General features: G+C 62.1%; 21 protein-coding genes. 7 read left to right on the top strand and 14 right to left on the bottom strand.

The window, feature by feature from the left end; all coding sequences use genetic code 11:
- Positions 1-16 precede the first annotated feature (16 nt).
- The 4 genes from CH294_RS26530 to CH294_RS26515 all read left to right on the top strand — a co-directional run bounded on the left by CH294_RS26530 (position 17) and on the right by CH294_RS26515 (position 3,788).
- A complete protein-coding gene (locus CH294_RS26530) occupies positions 17-1,027 on the top strand; it encodes a bile acid:sodium symporter (RefSeq protein WP_027494241.1) in 1,011 nt (336 codons plus the stop codon).
- Positions 1,028-1,197: 170 nt separating this feature from the next.
- Positions 1,198-2,103 (top strand): LysR family transcriptional regulator, encoded by a 906-nt coding sequence (locus CH294_RS26525; RefSeq protein ID WP_230074817.1) that lies wholly within the window; start codon positions 1,198-1,200, stop codon positions 2,101-2,103.
- A gap of 69 nt (positions 2,104-2,172) precedes the next feature.
- A complete protein-coding gene (locus CH294_RS26520) occupies positions 2,173-3,345 on the top strand; it encodes a TDT family transporter (protein ID WP_080729195.1) in 1,173 nt (390 codons plus the stop codon).
- Positions 3,346-3,548: 203 nt separating this feature from the next.
- Complete coding sequence (locus CH294_RS26515; RefSeq protein WP_094739363.1) at positions 3,549-3,788, top strand: hypothetical protein; 240 nt, start codon at positions 3,549-3,551, stop codon at positions 3,786-3,788.
- Positions 3,789-3,819: 31 nt separating this feature from the next.
- On the opposite strand, the gene CH294_RS26510 is transcribed toward CH294_RS26515, so the two are convergent.
- The 10 genes from CH294_RS26510 to CH294_RS26465 form a co-directional block, all read right to left on the bottom strand.
- Entirely contained in the window at positions 3,820-4,455 is a 636-nt protein-coding gene (locus tag CH294_RS26510) for a uracil-DNA glycosylase (RefSeq protein WP_051364861.1), read from the bottom strand.
- A 504-nt stretch (positions 4,456-4,959) separates the two neighbouring features.
- A complete protein-coding gene (locus tag CH294_RS26505) occupies positions 4,960-5,637 on the bottom strand; it encodes a zf-HC2 domain-containing protein (RefSeq protein ID WP_027494239.1) in 678 nt (225 codons plus the stop codon).
- Entirely contained in the window at positions 5,634-6,185 is a 552-nt protein-coding gene (locus tag CH294_RS26500; RefSeq protein ID WP_094739362.1) for a sigma-70 family RNA polymerase sigma factor, read from the bottom strand. Before CH294_RS26500 ends, CH294_RS26505 begins: the two co-directional genes overlap by 4 nt.
- Entirely contained in the window at positions 6,186-7,172 is a 987-nt protein-coding gene (locus tag CH294_RS26495) for a DUF302 domain-containing protein (RefSeq protein ID WP_080729192.1), read from the bottom strand.
- Between the two features lie 259 nt (positions 7,173-7,431).
- Positions 7,432-8,421 (bottom strand): hypothetical protein, encoded by a 990-nt coding sequence (locus CH294_RS26490; RefSeq protein ID WP_052059180.1) that lies wholly within the window; start codon positions 8,419-8,421, stop codon positions 7,432-7,434.
- A 101-nt stretch (positions 8,422-8,522) separates the two neighbouring features.
- Entirely contained in the window at positions 8,523-9,695 is a 1,173-nt protein-coding gene (locus CH294_RS26485; protein WP_027494235.1) for a site-specific integrase, read from the bottom strand.
- Between the two features lie 204 nt (positions 9,696-9,899).
- The gene (locus CH294_RS26480; protein ID WP_170944869.1) at positions 9,900-11,132 is read right to left on the bottom strand and encodes a TniQ family protein; all 1,233 of its coding nucleotides are present in this window, start codon (positions 11,130-11,132) and stop codon (positions 9,900-9,902) included.
- Positions 11,129-12,067, bottom strand: a complete 939-nt coding sequence (locus CH294_RS26475; protein ID WP_094681421.1) for a TniB family NTP-binding protein — start codon at positions 12,065-12,067, stop codon at positions 11,129-11,131. Before CH294_RS26475 ends, CH294_RS26480 begins: the two co-directional genes overlap by 4 nt.
- 4 nt (positions 12,068-12,071) lie before the next feature.
- Entirely contained in the window at positions 12,072-13,751 is a 1,680-nt protein-coding gene (locus CH294_RS26470; protein ID WP_094681422.1) for a Mu transposase C-terminal domain-containing protein, read from the bottom strand.
- 386 nt (positions 13,752-14,137) lie between these two features.
- Entirely contained in the window at positions 14,138-14,962 is an 825-nt protein-coding gene (locus CH294_RS26465; protein ID WP_141216547.1) for a hypothetical protein, read from the bottom strand.
- Positions 14,963-15,709: 747 nt separating this feature from the next.
- Here CH294_RS26465 and CH294_RS26460 point away from each other — a divergent pair.
- Both CH294_RS26460 and CH294_RS26455 read left to right on the top strand, forming a co-directional pair.
- Entirely contained in the window at positions 15,710-16,588 is an 879-nt protein-coding gene (locus CH294_RS26460; protein WP_170944868.1) for a serine/threonine-protein kinase, read from the top strand.
- Complete coding sequence (locus tag CH294_RS26455; RefSeq protein WP_094681423.1) at positions 16,585-17,754, top strand: hypothetical protein; 1,170 nt, start codon at positions 16,585-16,587, stop codon at positions 17,752-17,754. Before CH294_RS26460 ends, CH294_RS26455 begins: the two co-directional genes overlap by 4 nt.
- Before the next feature lie 1,112 nt (positions 17,755-18,866).
- Here the strand turns inward: CH294_RS26455 and CH294_RS26450 are convergent.
- The 4 genes from CH294_RS26450 to CH294_RS26435 all read right to left on the bottom strand — a co-directional run bounded on the left by CH294_RS26450 (position 18,867) and on the right by CH294_RS26435 (position 21,931).
- Positions 18,867-19,331, bottom strand: a complete 465-nt coding sequence (locus tag CH294_RS26450; protein WP_094634710.1) for a hypothetical protein — start codon at positions 19,329-19,331, stop codon at positions 18,867-18,869.
- 116 nt (positions 19,332-19,447) lie between these two features.
- Positions 19,448-19,678 (bottom strand): hypothetical protein, encoded by a 231-nt coding sequence (locus CH294_RS27950; RefSeq protein WP_249305506.1) that lies wholly within the window; start codon positions 19,676-19,678, stop codon positions 19,448-19,450.
- Positions 19,679-19,806: 128 nt separating this feature from the next.
- Positions 19,807-20,595, bottom strand: a complete 789-nt coding sequence (locus tag CH294_RS26440) for an AAA family ATPase (RefSeq protein ID WP_094634734.1) — start codon at positions 20,593-20,595, stop codon at positions 19,807-19,809.
- 1,123 nt (positions 20,596-21,718) lie between these two features.
- Entirely contained in the window at positions 21,719-21,931 is a 213-nt protein-coding gene (locus tag CH294_RS26435) for an excisionase family DNA-binding protein (RefSeq protein WP_230595287.1), read from the bottom strand.
- Positions 21,932-22,054: 123 nt separating this feature from the next.
- Between CH294_RS26435 and CH294_RS26430 the strand changes: the two genes are divergently transcribed.
- Complete coding sequence (locus tag CH294_RS26430; RefSeq protein ID WP_094634712.1) at positions 22,055-22,687, top strand: helix-turn-helix transcriptional regulator; 633 nt, start codon at positions 22,055-22,057, stop codon at positions 22,685-22,687.
- Positions 22,688-23,952: the final 1,265 nt, after the last annotated feature.

The following is a 23,952-nucleotide window of genomic DNA, read 5'->3' as shown; positions in this document are numbered from 1 at the left end:
ATCGAGCACCACCTCGGTGGTGGCGTGGCTGGAGAAGTTCCAGATCCCGCTCTACCTGCTGGCCCTGCTCATCGGTGGCGGTGTCGGTTTGGGTGCGCCGTCGTCGGCGCATGCGTTCGAGATTGCTATCAATCCGGTACTGATCGTGTTGCTCTACGCTACGTTCCTCGCGGTTCCGTTCTCCGCCATCGGCGCATCGCTGCGCGACGGCACATTCTTGCTCAGCGTCGTAGTACTGAATTTCGTGCTCGTTCCAATCGTCGTATTCGCTCTGACCCGGTTCGTTGCTGCTGATCAGGCGGTACTCGTCGGTGTGCTGTTGGTGTTGTTGGCTCCCTGCATCGACTACGTCATCGTCTTCAGTGGGTTGGCCGGTGCAGCGTCGGAACGGCTCCTCGCGAGCGCGCCGCTGTTGATGTTGTTGCAGATCGCGTTCCTGCCGCTCTACCTGTGGTTGTTCGTCGGGTCCGAGCTGGTGGAGATCATCGACATTGCACCGTTCGTCGAAGCGTTCGTGCTGTTGATCGTTGTTCCTCTGGTGTTGGCGGCCCTGACGCAAGCACTTGCGCGTCGTCGGCGTATCGGCACCCAGATCATGGATGTGATGGCCGCGGCGATGGTGCCGGTCATGATGGCCACTCTTGCCGTCGTCGTGGCGTCGCAGATCGACGCAGTCCGCTCCGAAGGCTCCCAGCTGTTTGCCGCGGTGCCGATCTTCGTCGCGTTCCTGGTCATCATGGCGGTTGTCGGATGGGCGACGGCCAGAGTGACCCGCCTGGACGTCCCGGACGCTCGGGCCTTGATCTTCTCCGGTGCCACCCGAAATTCGTTGGTCGTTCTGCCGCTGGCGCTCGCGCTGCCACCAGCACTGTCTCTTGCTGCCGTGGTCGTGGTGACGCAGACACTGGTGGAGCTGATCGGAATGGTCGCCTACGTCCGACTCATCCCCTGCCTTGTCCCAGCTCACGCTGCGAGAGCACCGGTGAAGTTCGAAACAACTCGCACGAACCAAGGCAATCCTGGGTGACGAGAACTGGATAAAAGCAGGTGGCGTCAGTGAGGGTGAACGAACCACGGGATCCAGTGCCGCGACCCCGTTCCACTTCCCGCGAGCATTGAGCATCGAATGGGGACTTTTCCGGCAAACGCGCCTGTGGGCTCCGCGCCCGCTACGACTGCAGTCTCTACGCTGGCACCGTGCCCCTGCCGACCCATGTGACCGACCTGATCAGCTACGAATTATTGCTGTCCGTCGCCGAGCTGGGAAGCATCGGACGCGCAGGGGAGGCGCATGACATGTCGCAGCCAGCGGCGAGCGCACGCCTGAAAGCACTCGAAAGCCGCATCGGGGTAGCACTCCTGCATCGCGGGCAGCGAGGTGCCACCCTCACCGCAACCGGCGAACTGGTCGCCGGCTGGGCCGAGCGCGTCATCGCCGAAGCCGCCGAGCTCGCCACGAGCATCGCAATGCTGCGCACCGACCGCCACAGCCACATTCGTATCGCCGCAAGCCTCACCATCGCCGAATACCTCATACCGCGATGGCTCATCACACTGCGCTCCCACGACACTTCCATCACACCGACTCTCACCTCCGGAAACTCTGTCGACGTAGCCGCATCGGTGCTCGACGGCCGCGCCGACATCGGATTCGTCGAAAGCCCCGATCTGCCCAGCGGACTCCACTCGAAGGACGTTGCCCGCGACGAACTCGTCGTCGTCGTCGCCCCCGATCATCAATGGGCTCGACGAACGATCACGGCGAGCGAACTGGCCGCGACACCGCTGGTCACCCGCGAACCCGGGTCCGGCACACGTCTCGCGCTCGAACGTGCGCTCCGGACTGCGGGCCCACTCGCCGCGCCACTGCTCGAGGTGTCCTCCACCACTGCCATCAAAGCTGCCGTCATCGGCGGCCTCGCACCGGCCGTACTCAGCTCCCTCGCGGTATCCGCCGAGATCGCCGCCGGAACGCTGGCCCGCGTTCACACAGAGGGGCTCGACCTGCGCCGGTTCCTGCGTGCCGTGTGGCCCGCGGGCCGTGAACTGCGAGGACCGTCGAGCGACCTGCTCGTCGTCGCCCTCAAATCCCCGCAGTCATAACCTGAGGTTGGGACCGGCCAGGTAATCGGTGTCTACCGGTGACGACTGTGTGCGAGGACGCTGGAAGTCATGACCACGACAGCTCTGCACCGCTCCTCCATCACGTCTCGGCGCGGCGACGATACCGAGCGGCCGCGCAAGTGGCCGGTGCTCTCCGACCTCGACCACCCGAGCCAGATCTTCGAACACATCACCCCCAACTGGTTCGCCTCGGTCATGGGCACCGGTATCGTCGCCAACGCCGCCGCCACCCTGCCCGCCCACATCCCCGGACTGCACGTGTTCGCAACGATCGTGTGGATCGCAGCGTCGGTCGCCTTGATCACACTCTCCGGTGCCTTCGCAGTGCACTGGATCCGACACCGGCAGTATGCGCGTGAGCACGCCGCGCATCCGGTGATGGTGCAGTTCTACGGCGCACCCCCCATGGCGCTGCTGACCGTCGGTGCCGGGACGATGCTGCTGGGCAAAGACGTCATCGGAGCGGCGCCCGCAACCGTGATTTTTGCCGTCCTGTGGACCGCTGGCACAGCCCTCGGGCTGATCACCAGCATTCTCGTGCCCTACCTGATGATCACCGCCCACGATCACCAGACCGCCGTCGCACTCCCGGCGTGGTTGATGCCCGTCGTACCGCCGATGGTGTCCGCCTCCACCGGTGCGCTGCTGCTCCCTCATATCGCGGATGGGCAATGGCGCCTGGCCATGCTGTCCGGTTGCTACGCGATGTTCGGGCTGTCACTGATCATCGGAATGCTGACCATGACGCTCATCTACGGACGGCTCGTCCACGGCGGAATCCCGCCGGTCCAGGCAGCACCGACGGTGTGGATCACCCTCGGCATGATCGGTCAATCGATCACCGCCGCGAACCTGCTCGGCAACGATGCACCCTTGGTGTTCACCGGCGAGACCGCCTCCGTCGCAACCGGCCTGCACGTGTTCGGCATTCTGTACGGACTGACGATGGGCGGCTTCGGCGTCTTGATGTTCACCCTCGCAACCGCCCTCACCATCCATGCCGCCCAGAAGGGACTGACATTCTCACTGACCTGGTGGTCGTTCACCTTCCCCATCGGCACCTGCGTCACCGGTGCCACTGCCCTCGGCGGCGCTCTGGGGTCGGCCGCGGTCGAGGCCCTTGCAATCGGACTGTATGCGGCCTTGCTCGCAGCCTGGGGCACAGTCGCCGCCCACACTCTCCGCGGCAGCGTGCAAGGAAAACTTTTTCAACCCAGCTGAACCGACCGCCGGGTAGTACCCACTCGGAACGCTGATACCGAACGAACAGCGTTGATCCAATCGACCACTGACCCCGGAAAGGACTCACGATCACGATGAACACACCGAATGCAGACACACCGACTTCCGATACCCCGAGACGGGGCAGCCGCGGACGCGTCTAGGCACGAGTCACCGAAAATTATCTGACCTGGCTGTTGCTGATGGCGGGAACAGCTGCTGCGGGGGCCTTTCTCACGGCCCTCGCCGGCGGGTTCGAGGGCTGGACCGTCGTCGCAGCGATCGTGACAGTGGTGCTGTTCGCGGGATGTTGGTTCTCATATCGAGACGGTGCACGCCGGGGTGCCGCCGAACCACACATCATCCAGTACCACCCCGACAGCCCGGACGAGGTGATCGACATCGACACCGACACCGGCGAACGCCAGCCCCACCAGGACTGACCGGTCGGAGGCAGCAGCAGCACGATCCGCCCTACCTCAGCACAGTGCGGGGTTCAGGTGCCTTCTCCAGGTGCGTTGCGACCGACAGTGCTGCGTTGATCAACCGCTGGCGAGCAGCCGCCGGTGCGTGTGCGTTGCGAGCCGAGGGGTGCGGTGCCGCTATCACCGGGAGGAGGCGGGTGGGAGCAGATGCAGTGATGACGCGCATGTAGCCATCGAGAGCCTTCGCACCAAGAACGAAAACCACCTCCAGTTTCGGCAGCAAGGCCATAAGCTCGCCGACATATGGGCCCGCCTCACCGAGAACGGATGCCGTCGGCGATACCGGATGACCGGCGTCATCGAGCACTGCCCACGGCACAATATTCCACTTGACGCACTGCACCCGGTCGATACCCGCGTCGGCGAACACCGATTTCAGCACGGGGTTCGTTCGATCTGGATTGTCGAACGAACACATGTTGGTCCCGCCCGGACGTATCGTTTTCGGCCCCGGAGACTCCAACAGCACCAGACAGCGAGCCGCGTCGCCGCCGTCGTCGGGATCGAACAGTGGAATGGACCGTGCAGTGTCGATCCTCCATCGCAACACCGACGCATTGAGTGAGCGGACCGGGGCATCGTGCGCTCGGGCGTGCTTTCCGGACCACACGTCATCATCTGTCATACGCCGCACTCACTGCTGACCCACGCCACACGTACTGCTGGCCATGGGGAAACGCACCGTGAGCCGTAGACGCCAGCTCTCGGTGGCTCGCCTCGACGACCACTGCTGAGCGTTTGACGACTCCGCTGCCTGAACACACCTATGAGATAACCACGACAGGCCGTGTGGTGCCTATTGCACCCGTCTTCTCATCGACTTCGATTCCAGATCAGGTCGGATACCCCCTAGGGTACTTACATACCCCCCTTGGTATATGCCACAGTGGGTACCGAACCGACCGAAAGTATGCACGACTTTTCTGGAATGAGTCCGGAAAACGAGCGACGGACCGATGCGGTGCGGCGAACGCAGAGCCAGCGCGTTCGGACTCGGATGTCGATCCGGGGTACGTCGTCAGCGTCCCGATCTCACTCGACCGCGGTCCAGCCGTTCGGGCGGCCACGCGACCGACACGCTGTCCGAGGCACCGCATCGAAACCTGCCCGTGTCCGTGACGACTCGGTCTCAGCGAGAGGCCCGCGCGATCGTGTTGCCCGCCGGATCGTCGATCACGATCGAGTGGATGTCCTCGACAGAAAGGGACGTTGCGCCGGTCACCGCTGCTGCTCGGCTCGCGGTGACCGACCATTGAGCTGCTTGTTGTCGAGTCCCGTCGTTGCCGACCACTTGCAGAGTGAGGATGCCTGCGCCGGGGAGTTGTTGAACGTCGACGTCGATCGATGTGCCCCAGGCTTTCGTGGTGAGCTCGAGGTCACCTGTGGCCCCGACGGTGCTCGACAGAACGAGCGGGCGGGCACCCGCATCGTTCACCGTTGTCGAATCGTCGGAGCGGGCGAGGGTACTGAGCGGGACGATCGCCGCAGCGACTCCCAGAACGAGGGTCGCCGACACCGCAGTCCACACTCGCCGCCGCCTCTTCTCGGAGGTCCGTTGATGCCTCATCGCGCTCAGCAGGTGGTCGAGTCGCTGGTCTGCACCGGCCGTCGAGTGCACCGGTGAGAGATCTGCTGGCTGCCTGCGACGTCGAAGCACTCCTGCGACGGGTGCCAGGACGTCGATTTCGGTTCGGCAGGCAAGGCAGTCGTCGAGGTGTCGTCGTACCGCTGCTCGGTCGTCGCGCTCGAGTCCGTCGAGTACGTACGCCCCGAGCAGTGGTCGGATCTCGTCGTGCGCTGAGCTCATGGAATCAATCCCAACTCGTCGAAGATCCGGCGTAGGGCACGCACAGCGTAATAGGAGCGGGACTTGACCGTGCCGACCGCGATATCGAGGTGCGCGGCCACTTCGGAGACGGTTCGACCCTCGTAGTAGATGAGCACGATGACTGCTCGATGCTCCTCGGACAACCGACGCAGCGACTCGTCTATGAGCCACCCGTCGAGGACCCCGCCCAATTCGTCGTCGATGCACTCGGCGGCGAGTGCGATCTGATCGTGGACGAGAGTCGGCCTGCTCGTGCTCGCCCGCCACTGATCGGTGAGTACGTTTCGCGCGATGGTCATGAGATAGGACCGCGTCGATGCTGCCGTCACATCGATGCGGTCGATCCCGCGCCACGCGCGCAACATCGTCTCCTGGACGATGTCCTCACACTGCTCGCGGGTCTGGGTGTAGCGGCTGACGAATCGAGTCACTGCGTGCTGGTGCTCGCGGAAGAGCGCCGACATGGCGACTTCGGACGCATCGACGAGCTGGTGGTTGTGCTGTGAGCCGAATTCGACACCGTCCACCTAACTGCCCGAGCCGGAAGCGGCATCGGTGAAACCGGTCGTGGCGGCGGCGACCATGTCGAGAACAGGATTGGTCGGCGAGATCGAATGCCGAGCGGCGAGTACACGGATATCGGGGTGAGCCACGTGAACGATCCCTTCGGCATCCTGCCACGCCACGTATCGGGCGGGGAGGTCGATCCCCATGGTCTGCTGCGCTCCGACCAGCGCAGTCGAGACCGCAGGATTACCGACGTAGGTGACCATGGTGGGCCTCAGAGGTGTCTCGGCAGCGGCGGACGCGAGATCGACGGTTGCGACTGTGGGCTGATTCTTGGCCGCGAACGCTGCCTCGTATCGGGCAATGGACGCTGCAACCGATGCATCACTGGTCTTCTCGACCAGGTATCCCGGCGCTGCGGACACATCGGTGCCCTCTGCGGCGGCCGCCGAGGATCCCGTCGCATCGGACGCGGTCGATGCCGAGCCGGCCCGGAGTCCGTCGAGGGCGTCGGACGAGACCGGGATGCCTGCGAGCGTCGCGATGTACTCGGCGGAGTTGTATGCCAGAAACACCGTTCCGTTGGCGGCCTGCCAGACCAGGTACTTCTGTGGAAGGTCGATCGCGGCCCGTTGGTCCGCGGCGATCAACGGCGACGCCGCTTTCGGATTCCCCCCGATCACCACGGTGGTCGGGCGGATCGTCTCACCTGCTCCCTGTGCCAACTTCTCGAAATCCACAGTGGCTGCCACAGCTCCCGCCGTCTCCAGCGCGCGCTGTACCCGAGAGACCGTGTCACTCACAGAGTAGTTACTGGCGTACACCACCAGTCCGGGTTCGGACGGTGCCACATCGGGTGTCGCAGCCTTCGCGTCCGCCGACGTGGACACCGGAGTGCTCGACACCGCCACCGAACCGGTGGGTTCGGTGGAACCGCACCCGGCGAGGGCGATCACCGCCGCCGACGCGAGCAGCGACGTTGCCATACGGAACCTTGAAGTGCTCATCACGTGTCCTGTCCTCGTGCCCACGCCAGCGGTGGGCTTCACTGTGGTGTACGCACACCGAGCCTGAGGGGTTCACCCGAACCGAAGTTCCCTCCGGCGATTGCTCCCGGAATGTCGGTGCACCGGAGGGCGACACAGTCGAGTTCACGCAAGCGGAGATCTGATCGATCGGTTCACCCCGGTCTCGTCGAGCGTCTCCACGCCACAGAAGCGGCCTGAACGGGTGCAGGGACCATCTTCGCGGCACGAACGGCCGACCTCACGGCGGCACTTCTGCCTCGACGAATTCGAGAAGCCGCTTCAACAGTGAATCCGCACGCTCTTCGACGTCGTCGAGCGTCGAATCGACGCCACCGAGTAGCTGGTGTGCGTCTCGGCGTGCCCGAGTCCCGTGTTCGTAGTAGCCGGGGTCGAGTAGCGAAGCCGAGGCGGGCTTGGGTACGAGATCTGTGCTCGGCTGCCGTGCCTGCACCGAATGGTGTCGGTGCACAGGTGCTCGTCCGTCCAGGTGCGCTCGAACGATGTCGGCGACCGCATGGGCGGTAAGTGCAGTCGCAGTCAGCGGGGTGTGACCCCACCGGTCGATTGCGGTCGACAGCGGCTGTCGACCGGCCGGATCGACGTACCGGTCGAATCCGCTGAGCCCGGTACCGCCCACGGCATCGAGAGCGTCGGCGAGCATTCGAGTGTTCGGGTACCGCGTGTGATGGCCCAGCACCTCCAACCAGCGCTGGAACACCGTCCGCGGCGAGATACCCGTCTCCATCAGTGCGAGAGGAGTGACGGTGCGAACGCCGCGGCCTGTGTCGATACGAAGGGCATCGATCCTCGGATCGGCGGTGACGTCGCAGGGCCGCAGGGCCGCGATCTGGGTGTACGGCAGACCGGTCGAGGCAAAGACCAGGACGAGGGCGTCTCGCCGCGCGAACAGTTCGGACGGCCAACCGGATTCGGGGAGGCGCGCGATGACGCCGCCGATCACGGCTGCCAGCTCGTGCAGGCGCGCCGTACGCGCCACGTCCAGCGCAGCCCGGACGACCTCCGCACGGCCCGGCTGGGGTAACAGGTGCCGGGAATGGGCGGCGTCGATCACCGCGATCCGGCGGCGCTGGGTCGTGGACGCCGCGGGGTGCGCCGAGAGGAACCGAGCAAGTGAATCCGGGGAGGCCGCCAGTGGTGTTTCGTCATGGGCGGTGCACCAGTCCTCGAACAGTGACCACGTGTGCCGATCCCGCTTCGGCACCGCCACGTTCGTGATATCCGCTGGTCGAATCGAACCGGTGCAGTCGTCGTGGTCAGCATCTACCCCGGTCGCCCTATCGGCGTTCACGGGTGAAGTCACACGCCCGGTCATAGACCGAGTTCGGTGACCGCGTTGCCGACCAGAGGGGCGTGCTCGCGGGCATATGTCTCGACCATTGCGGGTGTGGTGTGCCCGGTCTGGCGCATGATCGCATGTGCATCGGCACCGTTACGGAAGGCTTGGGTGACGAATCCTGCCCGCAGGGAATGGCCGCCGAGCTGCATGACAGTCTCGGGGTCGTACCCGGCGTGAGCTGCGCGGCGGCGGATCGCCGCATGGACCGCTGCCCCGGACAACACAGTGTCGGAGAGGTTGCCGTTCTTGCGGACAGACCGGAACAGCGGCGACCGTTTCTCGGCGGTCGGCAGGGTGCCGCGGCAGAGATGGGAGTCGAATTGTGCTGCGCGAGAAAGCAGTCGAATGACGGCGGCTCTGCCCCCGGTGTCGAACGCGGCGACGATCTGCAGCCATCGCACCCACGCGCAGACCGGGCAGGATTCGTGGCAGTCGGTGAACGGAAGCGCTTTCACCGTTCCGATGCCGGTTCCGTCCTGGTCGGTCTTCGATCTTCGGATCCGTACGTGCGCACCGTCGAGACGGTCGCGGCGCACATCGCGGCATTCCAGCGCTACGAGTTCGCTGCGTCGAAATGCGCCGGTGTATCCCATCAGCAGCAGCGCGGTGTCGCGGCGTTCGAGCACCTCCGACGCCCACCCCGCTGTAGTGCGTCGGGCGTGGTCGACGATCGTGGTGATGTCGGAGGTCAGCAGCGGTGCGCGCGGGTTGCGGGGCCGCTCCCCCGCCGACGCGTAGTCCCGCCGGATACCGGCGAGGGTGGCGCGCACCATCTCGTGCCCGCACGGGTTGTCGTGTCCGGTAGCGCGGTGGCGGTCGGCGATCGCCGCAATCCACTTGCCGAACGTCGCGGCCGCGTACGCCCGCGTCCCGTCGACGGTGAGCGTGTCGGCCGCGGCGACGAGGTAGGCCGCCACTGTCGCGGGATGCGCCGGCAACGCGTGGTGCCCGGCGACGGTGCACCAGGTCTCGAAGCGTCGCCACGCCGAGGTGTAGGCCCGGCGGGTACCGGTCGAGCGGGACGCGGCCATGGAACGCTCGATCCGAGCAGCAACCTCGGGCGGTAGGTCTGGAAACACCGCCGCGGCACCCGGCACGACAGCCGGGATCGTGGTCGGGCCGTCTACGAGCTGGCGATCTGTCATGGCTGGACTGTAGCGGGCCCTCCCGACAGACTTCTCAGGCCGAAAGCACGCTGAGCAGGCGTTTCCGCGGAGACGGTGCGGGAAGGAAAATTCTCGTCGGTCACCGCACACATAACGTTGGTGACTATGACCCCGGCGCGAAAACGGGCTTCTCGGCCGTCGCAGCGTGTGCGTCGCGGACAACCCCGCTCCATCGGGTGATAGCTACGTCGGCGGATGTTGCAGCGGGATCCCGTGGTCGAGGAACAGTTGCACCGTCTCATCCAGCGCCGCTGCGGTGCGGCACCCCCAGCGCAGGAAGTTGTACAACGAACTGGCGGATGCGGGATCGACGCGCGCTGCCGCGATGGCGGCCTCGGCCGCAGCGTGCGCGTCAGCCCACAAATCGCGCTCGGGTGCGGGATTAGACGAGCGCGTCGGAGCTGTCCCGGGATCGACCGGCTCATAGGGACGTGGGCTCAGCAGAGATGCGTGCGCACCGCCGGCGTCGACCTCACCGCTTTCGACCATCGCAATGCCGATCGCTGCGGCCTCCAGAACTTTCGCCTGCTCGTCCCAGTGCAGGTCCTCGAACGGAACCCACGCGGTCCGGAGCGGGCGAGAACGACCGGCGGCCTTCCAGATCGCAACGAGTCTTGTCGCCCACCGTCCGGTGCGAACCAGTGGTGTGGACACTTCGTCGGCGACGGTGCGCAGCAGCCGGAACCAGACTGCGGCGTGCACTCGGCCTGGGCCGAGTTCCACCCATCCGGTCGTCAGAGCCTCGGTGGTGCGCCGATCGAGTTCCGTGACCGCTGAGGGAACCGGAACGGGCGAGACCCGTTCGTCCGAACCGAACCGGACTTGGTCCCAGAAGATTGCATGACCAGGGAAAGCAGAGCAGGGTTCGAGTCGACAACGGTGGTCGAGGCAGCTGCTCAGCACCGGATATTGCTGCAGCAGAGTCATGTTGATATCAGCAGTGGATTCGAGGCTGTCGATACACGCCGGGCATGCCCGACTGCGCGGAGTGCTGGCCCACGGCAACCATGCGTCGTGCGTGGGTGTGCGGCGGCGTCGATCCTCCCTCGCGAGGTCGGCCGGTAGCAGGATCGAGAATTGGTGGACGTAGGTGTCGAAGTCGCAGTCGGCGGGGTCGGTGCTGTCGAGTAGCCACGGTGTCCACCCCGCCAACGTCATCATCCGCGCCCTCTCTACCGGGACTGCGCCGCGACCGGCCAGCTCGGCGAGGATCGGCTCCGGTGTGTAGCGGTCGAGATCCTCGACAGCACAATCGATATCGAGGTCTGCAAGCAGGTCAGAAGACTTGATGTGCGGATACAGCTCGCATATCCGGGCCAACCAGGACGAGAGGGCCTCGCCGGGCTGTGGCGGCGGGTGCAGCGGCCACGGGCGAACGTACGCATCATCGGGCATCGCCGCGAGCCGCGCGTTCACGCGAGGTGGCGTTCGAACTGGCGACGTCGCTCGGTGGGACCGAGGTACGGAGTGCGCGTGAGCACCGAGGAGGTGATCGCTTCCTCTCCGCTGTCGACGGCGGTCACTGCTGCGGCAGTGAGCAGCGTTGCCAGTTCACCGATGGTGCCCTCGGAGCGAGTGAGGAGGTAGTCGGTCATCTCCGGTGATGTCAGGTGCGAGGGTTTGCGGAGGGGGAAGCTCGTGGTGAAGCTGGCCAGCAGCGATCTGGTGTCGGCAGTGTTGGTCCAGACCGGCAAAGTCATGGGGTGGAATCGGTTCTCCAGCTGGGGATCGGTACGGATGGCGAGGTAGGCGTCACGGGTGCCGACAGCGACAAGAGGAATGCGTAGTTCGTTGCCCAGGAACCGCAGCACGTTCAAGAATTCGCGGCGGACGTTGTCGCGGCCGGCGAGAACATTGTGGAGCTCGTCGATGATCAACATCTTCACGCCGGTGGCGCGGAGCAGCATCAATGCTTGCTGTTCGAGTTCGTGGACCCGATTGCGTGGTCGGGTCGGTGTTCCCAACGCTATGAGCAGTGCGAGGTAGAACCGGCCGGGTGACGGGTCCGGGGGCATCTGCATACACAACACCGGTATCTGCTCGCGGTCGGACAAGCTGATCGGCGGATGAGTGCGCCGGAACTTTTCGATGATCATCGACTTGCCGTTGTTCGTCGGACCGAGCAACAGTAAGTTCGGCATACGCTGCCGGTCTGGCCACGACAACAACGACTCCAGATGGTCGACGACCGTACGGGCCTGCGGATACCCGATCCACCTCTCCGACCGGATCAACCGGATCCGCTCCGCGTCGTCGAGTGCGGTGAGCGGTCGAACCGACTCCCGCAGGTGCCCCAAATCCTCGATGGACGACTCGGCGGGTTCGTCGCTGCTTCCTGTCGATGCGGTCATCGCCTCACCATTCCTCGATGTCTCTGAAGACCGGCGTTGCGGTGCCGCCGCCCGCTCGAGGCTCCACCGGCGGGTGGATCGCCGAGATCGGTGCAGACGCGGCACCGTTGAGATGCATGCGGCGGGCACGGTTGCGCCGGGCTTTGCGGGTGGCTTTCTGCGAGCGGTCGGTGACCTCGCGCATCTGCTCGATCATCGAAAACAGTGCGCTCTCATCGACGTTCGACCGACCTTGTTCGCGGAGACGGGCGATAGCAGCTCTGTGCTCCCACAGTGTCACCGCGGGATGTGACATCGTCCGGTACGGCACCTCGACATAGCCGGCACCGTCTGGCTCGAGGACCCAGATTCTGCTCAGATCGCGTGGATCACGTCGTATCACGAACCGCCCCAAATCCTCTCGCCGCGCAACCCACGGTTTGAGCGCGTTCGAGAAGTAGTGCACGTGATCCAGAACGAAGCCCGTGCGCGTCAAACGTCGCCGGATGACGGGAAGAAAGTCCACCAGGAACGCGGTTTCGCCGAGCACCACACGAGGGGCATGACCAGCTGCGGCGACCCCGCCGGCCCACACGGCGGCCGGAGTGTTCCCGATCCCTGTGTGAACGCTCGCGTGATACGAGGCTATGGCCAGGACCAGCCAGCGCTCCAACTCATGCAATGTCAACGCCGCGTGCTTGTCCGAGTCGTAACTTCCTCGGTCCGCTGGGTTCGAGAAGGTGGTCCCAGGCAGCTCGTGCACCGCCGTCATCGCCGTTCCGATGATGCGTTCGACGATCCCGCCGTAGTGAGGTCGGCCCGGAGGACGGTATTCGAGTGTGATGGCGTGCTGGGCGCATCCGCGGCGCAGCGCTTCGCTTTTGAACTCGGAGGCGTTGTCGAGATACAACTGTTTTGGCTTCCCTGCCATCGGCCACTGCACCTGCTCCGCGAGCTCGCATGCCTCCAGCCATGTCTGCTTCTCGCAGCACACCCGGCCCAGGCACAACCCGACCGATACCGCTGATGGCGGCTCCAGAGTGACGACGAATCCGAGTACGGAACGGCTGAAGACATCGATGGCGATCGTCAGGTAAGGGCGACCGATCGGTTGCCGCTCGTACTCGTCAACGACCATCAGATCGACGACGGTGTGGTCGATCTGGACCTGATCGAGAATCCCCGAAACCGTCGGTGGACTGTCGCCGGCGGACTGACGCGGGCGGGCGGCATCGGGTCCTCCGCGGGACCTGGCGACCGATGCCGGATGGAGGGCGGCGATACGCGCAGTGACGGTGTTTCTGGCCGGCACCGGCAGACCCGCGCGGTGACAGGCCAGCGCGATACGTCGGTGCAGCGCAGCGACACTCGGCTTCTGGCAGTGAAGAAAATATCGAGTGAGATGGTCGCCGATCACGTCCTCGACGTCAGCCGCTACTCGGCTGCGGCCACGCCCTCCCGACGAGACCTTCGTCAGAAGATCGGTGACTGTCCCCGTCCCGTTCCTGAGCCTGCCGAGTAACGTGTAGACCTGCCGCCTGGACAATTCCAACCGCTGTGCTGCATCGTCAACCGCTTCCGAACGCACCGGATGCATCTCCAGCAAGGGAGCCAGGACAGCGAAACGGACCTCGGCCTGGGACCACCGCTCCCCCGACGCTGTCAGCACACCGGTCTCCACGACATCGAGCTTGTCGGGGTCCATCACAAGCCTCCCTGTCACCGAGAGCCGAACATGCGACCGTGCACCGCACTTCTGACATCAGAATGTCAGAAGACACGTGCACTCACCCTCGAAACGCCTGCAAAGAGTGCAGCCGTCGTCTGAAACTGACATGATCCGGCGGGACCTAAACGGCTCCGGGCCCTGTTCGGGACCGCGCCGACGGCCTGCGATCGCGCCTTCGTTCGGGCCGCACCCGTGTCTCACGGATCGGTGCCCCAGAAACGACCGTTAGCAAGACAACGCATGATCATGCATAGCCATGCACAGATCCCAACTCGTCGTTTAGCTTCCGGCGGCACAATCAGCATCGAGCTGGCGTCAAGCGTGTCAGCGGCAAACCTCTCGAATCGGGCAGCGTTAGGTAGCTACAGCTGTTTGCTGAGTTTGTAAAGATAGAAATAGGGCTCTTGATTGCGTTTGGTGATCTCGTCGAAGCGGGCCTTCGCAATACCCAACCCACTAGTGATCACGCCACCCGCCGCAGCGCTACCCAAGCCCATGGTGGCGAGGTCGGGCAGAGTGATTTGCGCGTCAGACAGCAGTAGAGATGCTTCTACGCCTACGCCGGAGACAACGGCGGCGACCGTGGTCTTCATCGCATTAGCGGCATCTAGCACGACCTTTGTCTTGGCCAGCTCGCGTTGAAAGTCACGCAACTTGGGCTCGACTTGGTCTCTGAACAGATCTTGGATGTCAGCTTCCAAATTGGAGTAGTCGAACGCATCTGACTTGATCGTTTCCGCGGCGATTTTCATCTCGGCGCGGTAGGACAGCAACGGTTCGCGCAGCTGATCTCGCGCATCGATAACGTCTTTCATTGACGCCTCGGGGAACGTGGGCAGTTGCGCAATCAACCCCGCACCCACGGCGGCTCTACGAGCTCGCGCCTGGGTGTAGTCATCCGTTAGCGGTTCGCCGGACGACTGCGCGTCCAAGACACGCCGCGACATCCTCTCGTCCAGGACCGGTTGCAAGCGACGATCTTTGAGCAGGCGGCCCAGTGCTTCGGTGTATACCGAAGCCTTGTCTTGGGTCGGGTCGAGTGCGAAACCATCCGGAGCGAGCGTCAATAGTCCGAGATCCATGACCTGCTGGAGGTCTTTCATGTGCCCTGATTCCAGTACTGAGCCGATGTCGTGAAGGTCGGGTGTCAGCTCCTGGATGGACAGCAGGTGTTCGACGGCCATCATGCTGGCATTGATTCTCCGAGCGCGCCGGCGTATCTCTTTCCGTTGCCTGCCTGTCAGGGTTGAGTCTTGTAGAACCGAAGGGTCGAGTCCGAGCCCCCGGAGTACGTCGTCAGTGTGGGCAGCTAGGTATTCCATTCGTCGCTCGTAGCCAGCGAGGTCCGCGGCACAGAAGTCTTCGAGCATGGCCGCTGAGTACGAAAAGAGAGTTACTGAATCGGCGTAGAGAAGTGAGGACTTGACCATTCGGATGTCATCCTCAATTGAGAACGCTCCTCCGCCCCCTGAATGCGCAGTGACAACAGCCATACGGAGTGCAGAGGTTCGCCCGGCCGCTTCCAACCCTGTCTCCTTCATAGGTCATGACGTAACCGAGTCGCAACGCGGCGAACAACTGCCGTGCTTCGAATACTAGGTGTCTCACCTGCGAGTGTCCCGGCAACGTTCGTTTGTGGGGCATACGTCATCGAGGACCCAACCCGCCATCGCGGTCACTCTTCAGACCAAACCGACTCAGTTGATTCTGGCCGCGCCCGTGTCTCACAGATCGGTGGCCCAGAAACGACCATTTCTGAGGCACTGCTGCAAAATCAAGTTTGTGAAATAAGCACCACAAGGGTCGATTCGAGACATACTTGCGAATTGGCCCACACGCCCGTTGACCGCTACCCCACACTCCCGTTCACTGCTACTGAGTGCAGATCGACTCCCAGTATGCGAATATTGTCGGGTGAGCCAGAGCGAAAGCGCATGACGGTCCCCTTCTCCGATGACGAGTTGATGCAAGCATTTGCCGATTATCAACTGGCCTTACCTGAGCTAGGTGAGGGTTCTTACAAGGTTGCTTACCGGGGCCGTAGCGGATCAGACGACATTGTCATCAAAATTGTAAAGGAGCCACTTCCGGAGGACGACTTTGACTCCGACGACTCCATCCCGTTTCCGACCCGCTTCGGCCGCGAGATCGAGGGTATGTCCCAGGTCGATTCGCCCCACGTGGTAAAGCTCGTCGAGCCGCCCAGAAAATGCAGGCTCTCAAGACGAGACTACATTTGGTATGCAGAGCCCTACTACCCAGGGGGGACTCTCGATCAGGCTATTAAGAATTTCGGTGGAAACGAGGATCTTTCTCGACGTCTGGTTATTGCGCTACTTCGAGCAGTCAACGCAATGTGGTCGGACGCAGGAATTGTGCATCGCGACATCAAACCCGGCAACATCGTCTTCGACGATGCAGGTTCTCCGGTTCTGCTTGATCTGGGAATTGCGTACCACAATGATCTTTCGCCGCTCACCGATGCGTACGGCGCATCGCCACGCACAGGTAGATACGCCGCACCTGAGCAATTCGAGATGAGACGGATCGCAGAAATCGACTTCAGAACAGATCTTTTTCAGATCGGGATTGTCGCATTTGAAGCGCTTGTCGGGCACCATCCATTCTGGTATGAAAAAATAGACAGTAGCGAGTACTTTCGGAGACTACAAAGCTTCGACGCCTCCTCCTTTGAGGGCGTGTCGTGCGAAGAGGACCTGCAGGTAGTCATCACGCGTCTGCTGGCTCCGCGCCCCAGCCAGCGGTATAGAAATGTGTCAATTCCGCTACGCCGACTTGGAGTTACGGTATGAGCTTCTATGTTCAGCACGGATACGGCAAGGGCAGCAAGATCTTCGACGTCTCCGATCAGGGCTCCCTCTCCGGAGTCGTGCTCAGCCCTGGTGACGAAGATGTCGCCGCACTCACCACAACGGTGACGGGACTTCGGTCGAGGGGCCTCGATGCGCTCCTCGATCCTCAATCTTATATCTACTCCTCAACCCCAGCGGGTTCGGCTCGACGCCATTCATCTCACGCTTTGAACTTCCGCCGAATCAAGTGGTCACAAAGCGCTGGCGATGTCGCCAACCAAATAGCGTCAATCGAGGCCGCCAATACTGCGGTCGGAATTCACAACCGTTTGATAGCACCCACGTGCATCCAGTCGACTTTTACAGATATCTGGACACCTCTAGCACTCCAGTACGCCCGATCTGCCGTCGACGCATGGGGAGGAGATAGAACCATTGCCAGTGTCGCCATCGATGAGGGCGCGTTAAGTAACTGGAAAGACATTGCCGACTGGCTCGACGTTGTCACAACCATAGATGTTCAGGGTTTCTACATAGTTGTCAATCGGGCAACTAAAGGTTATCCGCCCGCACCGTGGGACTCGAACCGCTTGTCCAACTTGCTCCGGCTTATCTACACCCTGTCAGAGGTCAACGAATATGAAGTACATTGGGGGTATTCGGATCTCGAAGGACTCCTAGGTCTGGCCGCTGGCGCTACCGCAATATCTTCTGGCTGGTTTTACACCTTAAGACAATTCTTCATCTCCAAATGGCAACCGTCTCCCGCCGGTGGTCAGCCCCCAACTGCGAGGGTGTATCTACCCGCTCTGTGGGCCTCATTGAAGGCACAAGAGGAACTGTCATACGTTATGAACCTCCCCTACAGCGACGACATCGTGCTCCCAGAAATCAGCGCAACCTTCGCCGCCCGTGCCTTATCGTCCTGGACACGGGCGGAGGCCCAAGTGCAGTTCATGGCGCAACTGTCCAGAAGGGCCGAGGCAGGCACCACCTCAGCGGACGTACCGACTCGACTCGACGCAGTCGAAAAGTCACTCAACGAGGCATCGAGCCTGTACAGCCGTATTGCACGAGACCGGGTAGTGCTGCCGCCCGCTTACGCTGGACGCGTCACCAACTTGCTTCACGCGGTTGAGGAAATGCGCGTTGCAGAGGGAATCTGATCGCGCTGTAGCTGTCGATGCAGGAGCTCGAGAAGCCAGAGTTTTTGCGCGTCACCAAGCGGACGCTTAGGCGCGGTACGTAGCCACGACAGCCGATCGCCCGACATTTTAATCAGACCGCTCTCGTATACACCTAACGTGGGCAGGTCGACGCGAGCCGCAACGTTCTCTGGCATCAAAATTGCAGTGCGGTGGGCCATCGGCCCGAATCGCGCCACCTGTCTCACCGCACGTCGCCAGTCCGACATCTTCGCCTCCACTGCGAGTGAGTCGTGGACGAGGTTCCTCGCATGCGCGAGCTGCGAATCTTTCCAGTTTGCGGCCTGCATCTTCGACCGCAGGTCTCGGGCGTAAGTAGCCGACACCCCTACAGGTTCGTCGACATCGCCAGAAATAACCTGCGCCTCGGTGAAGGTCGCGAGTCGATTGGCCTTACGTAGGTACGAAATAAGTCCACTTGATGAGATTGCAAGTAGGAGCACATCCGGCCGACCTCGACCGATTCGTGGTTCCAACAGCAGATGGAGGCTACGACCTGCTCCAGGAGGCATAAGGTTGTGTGCGTCTTGAGCGAACGCTTCCGTCAAGCGGGCCTCGTGGATCGGTACCCCGACAGTCCGCGTACCCTTCCCTTTCGCCACATCCGCGACGACGTCGCTATGTTGTACCAAAACGCTGGTCGATAACAAGGTGTCCACCCCTCCACAATATGACCCCTGGCCTGTCCAGGCGCATCGGACTGGAGCCCGTGCCGTAACGACGGTGTCAGTCTCATCGGTCCTGGCCTGAGTAGGAGATCCGGACGGTGGCAGGTGGGGCTGTATCGGACAACGGAATGTCGAACAGATGCCTGCCTGCGGGGGCAACATCCACCTCCAGGATCATTCGAGGAGGACGTTATCGTGGAGTCGCATGGTGGCCGCGAACCCCTGTTACAACGCCTCCACCTTTTGTGCAACGCCCGAACCGATCTTAGCTTCTCCACCCTCTACGGCCTCGGCTTTATGGCCAACGTTAGCGATTCGGCCTGAGCGGTGGCTTCCGAACGGCGCACCATGGAGAGCACTCTGCCGTCGTAAAACGCCTTCGTGGACAGGGGCAGGAAGATCCGACTAGCGCGGCCACCACCGCACGAGCGCTCGAGCTCGGTCATGCAGCTCGTTGATTGAATCAACCAGGAGCGCCAGCCAAGTTAATGCACTTTCAGGGCTAGGAACGAGCGTCGATGGTACGGCGTTCTGAGCGGCATCATCGAGTTGGTTGATGTTCGATGGGTAGTCGGTTGTCTTCCCGTCAACGACGTTCGGTGCACCGTCCAACCCGTAGGTGATAACGAAGGTGATTTCATGTCGATTTGCTTCGGTGAAGTGTGCAGACAGAGCCAGTTGACCCCAAACGGAACGGTCGTAGACAACTGCACCGGACCGAATTGCGGCCTGCAGCAACCAGTGCGGAACAATCTTGCCGTGCATCCACGCTGAACCGCAGCGACGGAAGTCGATGTCGAGCGCCCGAGCTTTCGCCTCGTCCAACGTAAGCAACGGCAGGTTCTCGATACCGAGTACGGAACTATCCACCTATGTTGCCTCCTGATCTCCGGGAATGTGTCGGTCGGCAGCTGCGTCGGACCGACTTGGTGTGCGATGTACCCGCGATAGCGGGTGAAAAGTGCAGTGGCTAGGTAATAGACCGGTCAGCGAATCCTGGGTCCACGCGCGAGCGGACCTGTCCGTTTGGGGAACGGTTTGCCGTCGTTGAACCGGAGACGCAGCGACTCGAGGTACTCCTCCACCGCTGCGTTGACCAGATCCGATGGGCCACGCGGCGCTCCCGGTGTCGCGGATAGTGCCTCCGCGGCGTTGAGGAGATCGTCGACAGTGGCCGTGTAGAGATAGTACGAGCGTTTGCACTTGCTGTGATCCACCGTTGATTCCGAGTTCTTCTGTACCAGTAGGGTTTCTGCGACAGGCTGAGACGTGTCGTTGCCCGGGTGAGGTGGGTTCACGGGGCTTTGTCCGGCCAGTGCGCTCTTCATCCGCTCGGGCCGCGCCATCACTGCTCTCCATCAATGAGGATCTCGACTGTGTCGCGGTAGATAGTCCACAGGCTCCGCGCTTGGGTTGTTCCCCAGTCCTTCAGACTGGTCTGCGATTCCATCGAGTCTTTGATGACGACTCGTTTCGGCACTGGATCACCGAGAATGTCAATGCTGGCTGCAATCTCGATGAGCTGTTCTCGGCCGGCGATGGTTTGGTTCTCGTGCAGGTTGATCACCGCACCGAGAAGGCGGAGGTCGGCGTTGTAGCTTCGTCTGACTGCGTCAATTGTCCGGCATAATCGCGCCAAGCCGTTCGCCGAGAACAGCGCAGATTGGCTGACGACAACAACTTTGCGTGCCGCGACGAGTGCGTTGATGGTCAGCAGGTCCAAGCTGGGCGGGCAGTCGATCAGGATGACGTCGTACTGATCAGCAACGGTTTCGAGTGCATCTCGAAGTCGGCGTTCGCGCCCCGCTCCCGCAACCACCAGCTGGTCTCTCACATACGCGAGTGATTCGTTCCCGGGCACTGTCGGGACCAGGAAGACACCTGGCCAGATGCAGGGTACGACTGTGTCGCCGATCGTTGCTCCCGAAGAGTCCGAAAGCACGTCTGCGACACCAAGGTCGTCGAGAGCAAGAGTCTGTGCGGCGAGGACCGTACTGAGGTTGCCTTGCGGGTCTATATCTATGACGAGAACTCGTTTGCCCGCACGCGCGGCGGCGTCGGTGAGGTGGAAGGTCTCGGTGGTTTTGCCCACGCCACCCTTCTGGTTGCAGAACGCGATGATGTCAGCGGGCATGGCGGGTCTCACTTCCATTGCAGGAGTTGCGGGTGATAAGCGAAATGGTTGCGAGGGACGCATGGCACCCCAGTCTCCTGAGGGATGTATCTGAGCCGCGGCGGGCAATGGGTGAATAGGTCGCCTTACTGGTGACGGAGGCATCACCCGAATGGGGTCTATTGCCCGACAACACATGAGAGGGAAGCATCAGCGGTGAAGGACCTGTGGTTCGAGTGGGCTCTGTCGGATCCGATACGCCTGTGGCGTGTATTGCACCTGATGCACGCGACACTGGCACTGGTGGCCAATCAGGTGATGACCGATAGACGGGCGATTCAAGCCTTGCTGGTATTCGATGTACGGCCGAATACAGCTCGCGCAGTGCGTCATTGGATTCGTTATGACTACAGCCTGGATATTCATCACGCTTGGCCGCTGATGCCAAGGCAGGCTTGGGGATTCCGGCTCGATCGCCAATCCGCACAGGCAGTGACGGGTGAAAACGACGTGCGAGCGAAAGCAAGTGAGGCTCGATTCGATGATGGTCAGGGGTTCTCATGGGTCCTCTTCAGTAGTGACTGGGTTCAAAGGCGTGGTACTTCGTCGGTCTGTCTCGGACCCCCCATGGCCCCTGAGCCAATTTCCGCACCCACGTTGTCCGCTCCACGTCCGATAGCCCCGCGTCACGATGGACGCGCGGCTGCTCGGTATCGCCACTCGTTCGATGATCAGTCGAGCGTGTGGTGCCTCGAGGCCGGTCTCAGAGGATTTACACAGGGTGCACAGGCCGGCGGCAGGCTGGTGTAACGTCGGGCTCTGCCAGAAAACGACGCTGCTGCGACACATCAGGCCTTTGCTAGACGGTTCACAGCGAAGGCTTGTTCGAGTGCGAGCAGAGGGGTTCGACCGCGCGATCGCGAATCGAAGCGTGCGTCATCGCCCGTTCGGCCCCTGACCGAAATCAGGGGCGGAGAACGGTGCGTCAGCGAAATGTCTTGAATCACTTGTCAAGACGCTTTATGATCGGTGGCGAAACTCCTTCCTCACGGGTTGTGGTTTCGACGCCCTCGGCTTCGGTGCTGGTAACACCGAGATTCTCCGGGGGCGTTTCAGTTTCCTGAGGGGCAGTTGGCCCCGGGCCTTACGCGACGCCTGAACTGGCGTCGGATTCCGCCTCGAGACCTTCGATGTACTCATCGATGGCCGTATCCGGGATGAGCCGACGCTTGCCGACCTTCACGCTCCGGATTTCTCCGGACGCGATCTTGTTGAAGAAGTTGGATCGTCCAAGTCCCGTGCAAGCCATAGCCTCCGGGACAGACAGCAGCCGTCTGGGCATCTTCAGCACCTCCACTGATTGTGTGGTAGAGCCACATTTTGGGGGACTTATCGGATCAGTCCATGTGGTTCCACCACAGAGTAGCAACTACGTACCCCACCCACAAGACCGACGTATTTTCAGCTAGACTGCGTATCCATGACGCAGTCTTGGGCGGAATCAATCGTTGCCCGGGTCGCCTCGGAAGTTCGCCGACTCCGGGGTAAAGACCACTCCGCACTGTCCGCGGCAAAGCTCGCCGACAGAACCGTCGACTTCGGGTGGGGAATCTCCCGGTCGGTGGTTGCAGACTTGGAGACAGGTCGAAAGAAGAGCCTTGACATCTCGGAACTGCTCGTATTGGCTGCGGCACTGGGAGTCTCACCTGCACAGTTGGTCTTCCCCGACCTTCCCAAAGGGAAGGTCGAAGTACTCCCTGGGCTGCCGCAAGAATCTCACGATGCCCTCCGCTGGTTTAGCGGCGAGGCCGGACTCATGCGACCGAGCTCGGAATGGACCGAAGAGCAATCAGAAACTCCTCTCGACATGTGGGTCCGAGACACCTTCGACCCGAGAAACGATCGTGTCGGAATCACTCGCGAATGGCTCGATGCACTCAAGGCCATGCGTCGCGCCCGGGTACAACTACGAAACGGATTGTCCAAGAACGAATCCGCCGAACATATCGAGTCGATGCAGTATCTGTACGAGGATGCACGACGACGCTCGGAGGAGCTCTTTCGACGGATGACAGAACTGGGCATGAACACACAGGACGAAGAGGATGGCTAGGCAGCGCACTGCCCCTGGAGAGTGGGGAAAGATCACGAACACAAAGCGCGGGTCGGCTTTCGTCGCAAAGGTTCGTATCCGAGATTCCGACGGCGTGCGCCGCTTGGTCGAGGCAAGCGGCCGGTCCCCAGAGGCCGCTCGGCGGAACTTGAACGCGAAGTTACAGAACAGGCTGGCACCAACCCGCGCAAGCGGCCTGACGAGTAGTTCGACCGTCTCAGCCCTGGCCTCGAGTTGGTTTGCCGAGCAGGAACCATCACTGGCAGCGCAGTCCTACAGCCGCTATCTCGATGTTTGGAACAAGCTGTGTGCACCGGCCATCGGTGAACTACTTGTCAGGGAAGTCCGCACAGGCACCGTAGATTCGTTCCTCCGAGAACTGGCCGCGCGAGCTCCCAGTAGCGCCCGCATTGCACGTGTGGTGTGCACAGGAGTCTTCTCCAAAGCCGTCCGATTGGACCTCATGCCACAGAACCCGGTCCGAGAAGTGGCGCTGCCGAAGAAGGCCAGGCAGCCGGTCAGGTCCGTCACTCTTGACGAGCTGAACGAGATCCGAAGCCGAGTCGCAGCTTATTGCGCTCACGAAGAGGTTCTCGCGGACGGGACGGTGAAACGGAAGCCTGGCCCCAAGCCTGGCCAAGACCTACAAGACATCATGGACCTCCTGATTGCGACTGGGGCTCGGATCGGAGAGGTGCTAGCTCTTCGCTATCCGGATCTCCGTCTCGACGTCAGCCCTGCGACCGCGACGATTCAGGCGACTTTGATAGTTCCTCGGGTTGCGGGCGAGCGCCTATGGCGTCAGGAACACAGGAAAGGCGATTCCCCGCCGTTGACATTGGTTCTGCCCGAGTTCGCAGCGACGATACTGAGGCGCCGGGCAGAATCGCCGATATTCATCAACCCTCACGAGGCAGTATTCGTGACCAGCACCGGAAACTGGCTTTCGCCATCCAACGTCAGACGATCGTGGAGGGCTGCGCTCGGCGCGGATTTCTCCTGGGTGAGACCGCATTCTTTCCGCAAGACGGTTGCCACATTGATCAAGGAAACCTATGGCATCGAGACCGCGCAAACCCAGCTGGGGCATTCATCGACGCGTGTCACCGAAGCTCATTACATCCAACGGATCAATTCTGCGCCAGATCTGACCGCAACTCTAGATCTGTACGGACCCTCGAACTACTCCGACGAGTCATCAAATCTGTAACTCGGGTGGCGTCAGGTCATGCTGGTCAGGGACGGCGTGTCTGAATCGGATCGGT

This window comes from Rhodococcus sp. 14-2483-1-1, assembly GCF_002259335.1.
GTDB lineage: Bacteria > Actinomycetota > Actinomycetes > Mycobacteriales > Mycobacteriaceae > Rhodococcoides.
Note: the sequence above shows the minus strand (reverse complement) of the source record. Positions and strands in the feature narration are given on the sequence as shown.

Excerpts from the sequence above, each read along its gene's own strand:
- CH294_RS26520 (WP_080729195.1), top strand. The coding sequence starts at position 2,173 with ATGACCACGACAGCTCTGCACCGCTCCTCCATCACGTCTCGGCGCGGC.
- CH294_RS26515 (WP_094739363.1), top strand. The coding sequence starts at position 3,549 with ATGGCGGGAACAGCTGCTGCGGGGGCCTTTCTCACGGCCCTCGCCGGC.
- CH294_RS26510 (WP_051364861.1), bottom strand. The coding sequence starts at position 4,455 with ATGACAGATGATGACGTGTGGTCCGGAAAGCACGCCCGAGCGCACGAT.
- CH294_RS26505 (WP_027494239.1), bottom strand. The coding sequence starts at position 5,637 with ATGAGCTCAGCGCACGACGAGATCCGACCACTGCTCGGGGCGTACGTA.
- CH294_RS26495 (WP_080729192.1), bottom strand. The coding sequence starts at position 7,172 with ATGAGCACTTCAAGGTTCCGTATGGCAACGTCGCTGCTCGCGTCGGCG.
- CH294_RS26485 (WP_027494235.1), bottom strand. The coding sequence starts at position 9,695 with ATGACAGATCGCCAGCTCGTAGACGGCCCGACCACGATCCCGGCTGTC.
- CH294_RS26475 (WP_094681421.1), bottom strand. The coding sequence starts at position 12,067 with ATGACCGCATCGACAGGAAGCAGCGACGAACCCGCCGAGTCGTCCATC.
- CH294_RS26470 (WP_094681422.1), bottom strand. The coding sequence starts at position 13,751 with ATGGACCCCGACAAGCTCGATGTCGTGGAGACCGGTGTGCTGACAGCG.
- CH294_RS26465 (WP_141216547.1), bottom strand. The coding sequence starts at position 14,962 with ATGATGGCCGTCGAACACCTGCTGTCCATCCAGGAGCTGACACCCGAC.
- CH294_RS26460 (WP_170944868.1), top strand. The coding sequence starts at position 15,710 with ATGACGGTCCCCTTCTCCGATGACGAGTTGATGCAAGCATTTGCCGAT.
- CH294_RS26455 (WP_094681423.1), top strand. The coding sequence starts at position 16,585 with ATGAGCTTCTATGTTCAGCACGGATACGGCAAGGGCAGCAAGATCTTC.
- CH294_RS26440 (WP_094634734.1), bottom strand. The coding sequence starts at position 20,595 with ATGCCCGCTGACATCATCGCGTTCTGCAACCAGAAGGGTGGCGTGGGC.
- CH294_RS26430 (WP_094634712.1), top strand. The coding sequence starts at position 22,055 with ATGACGCAGTCTTGGGCGGAATCAATCGTTGCCCGGGTCGCCTCGGAA.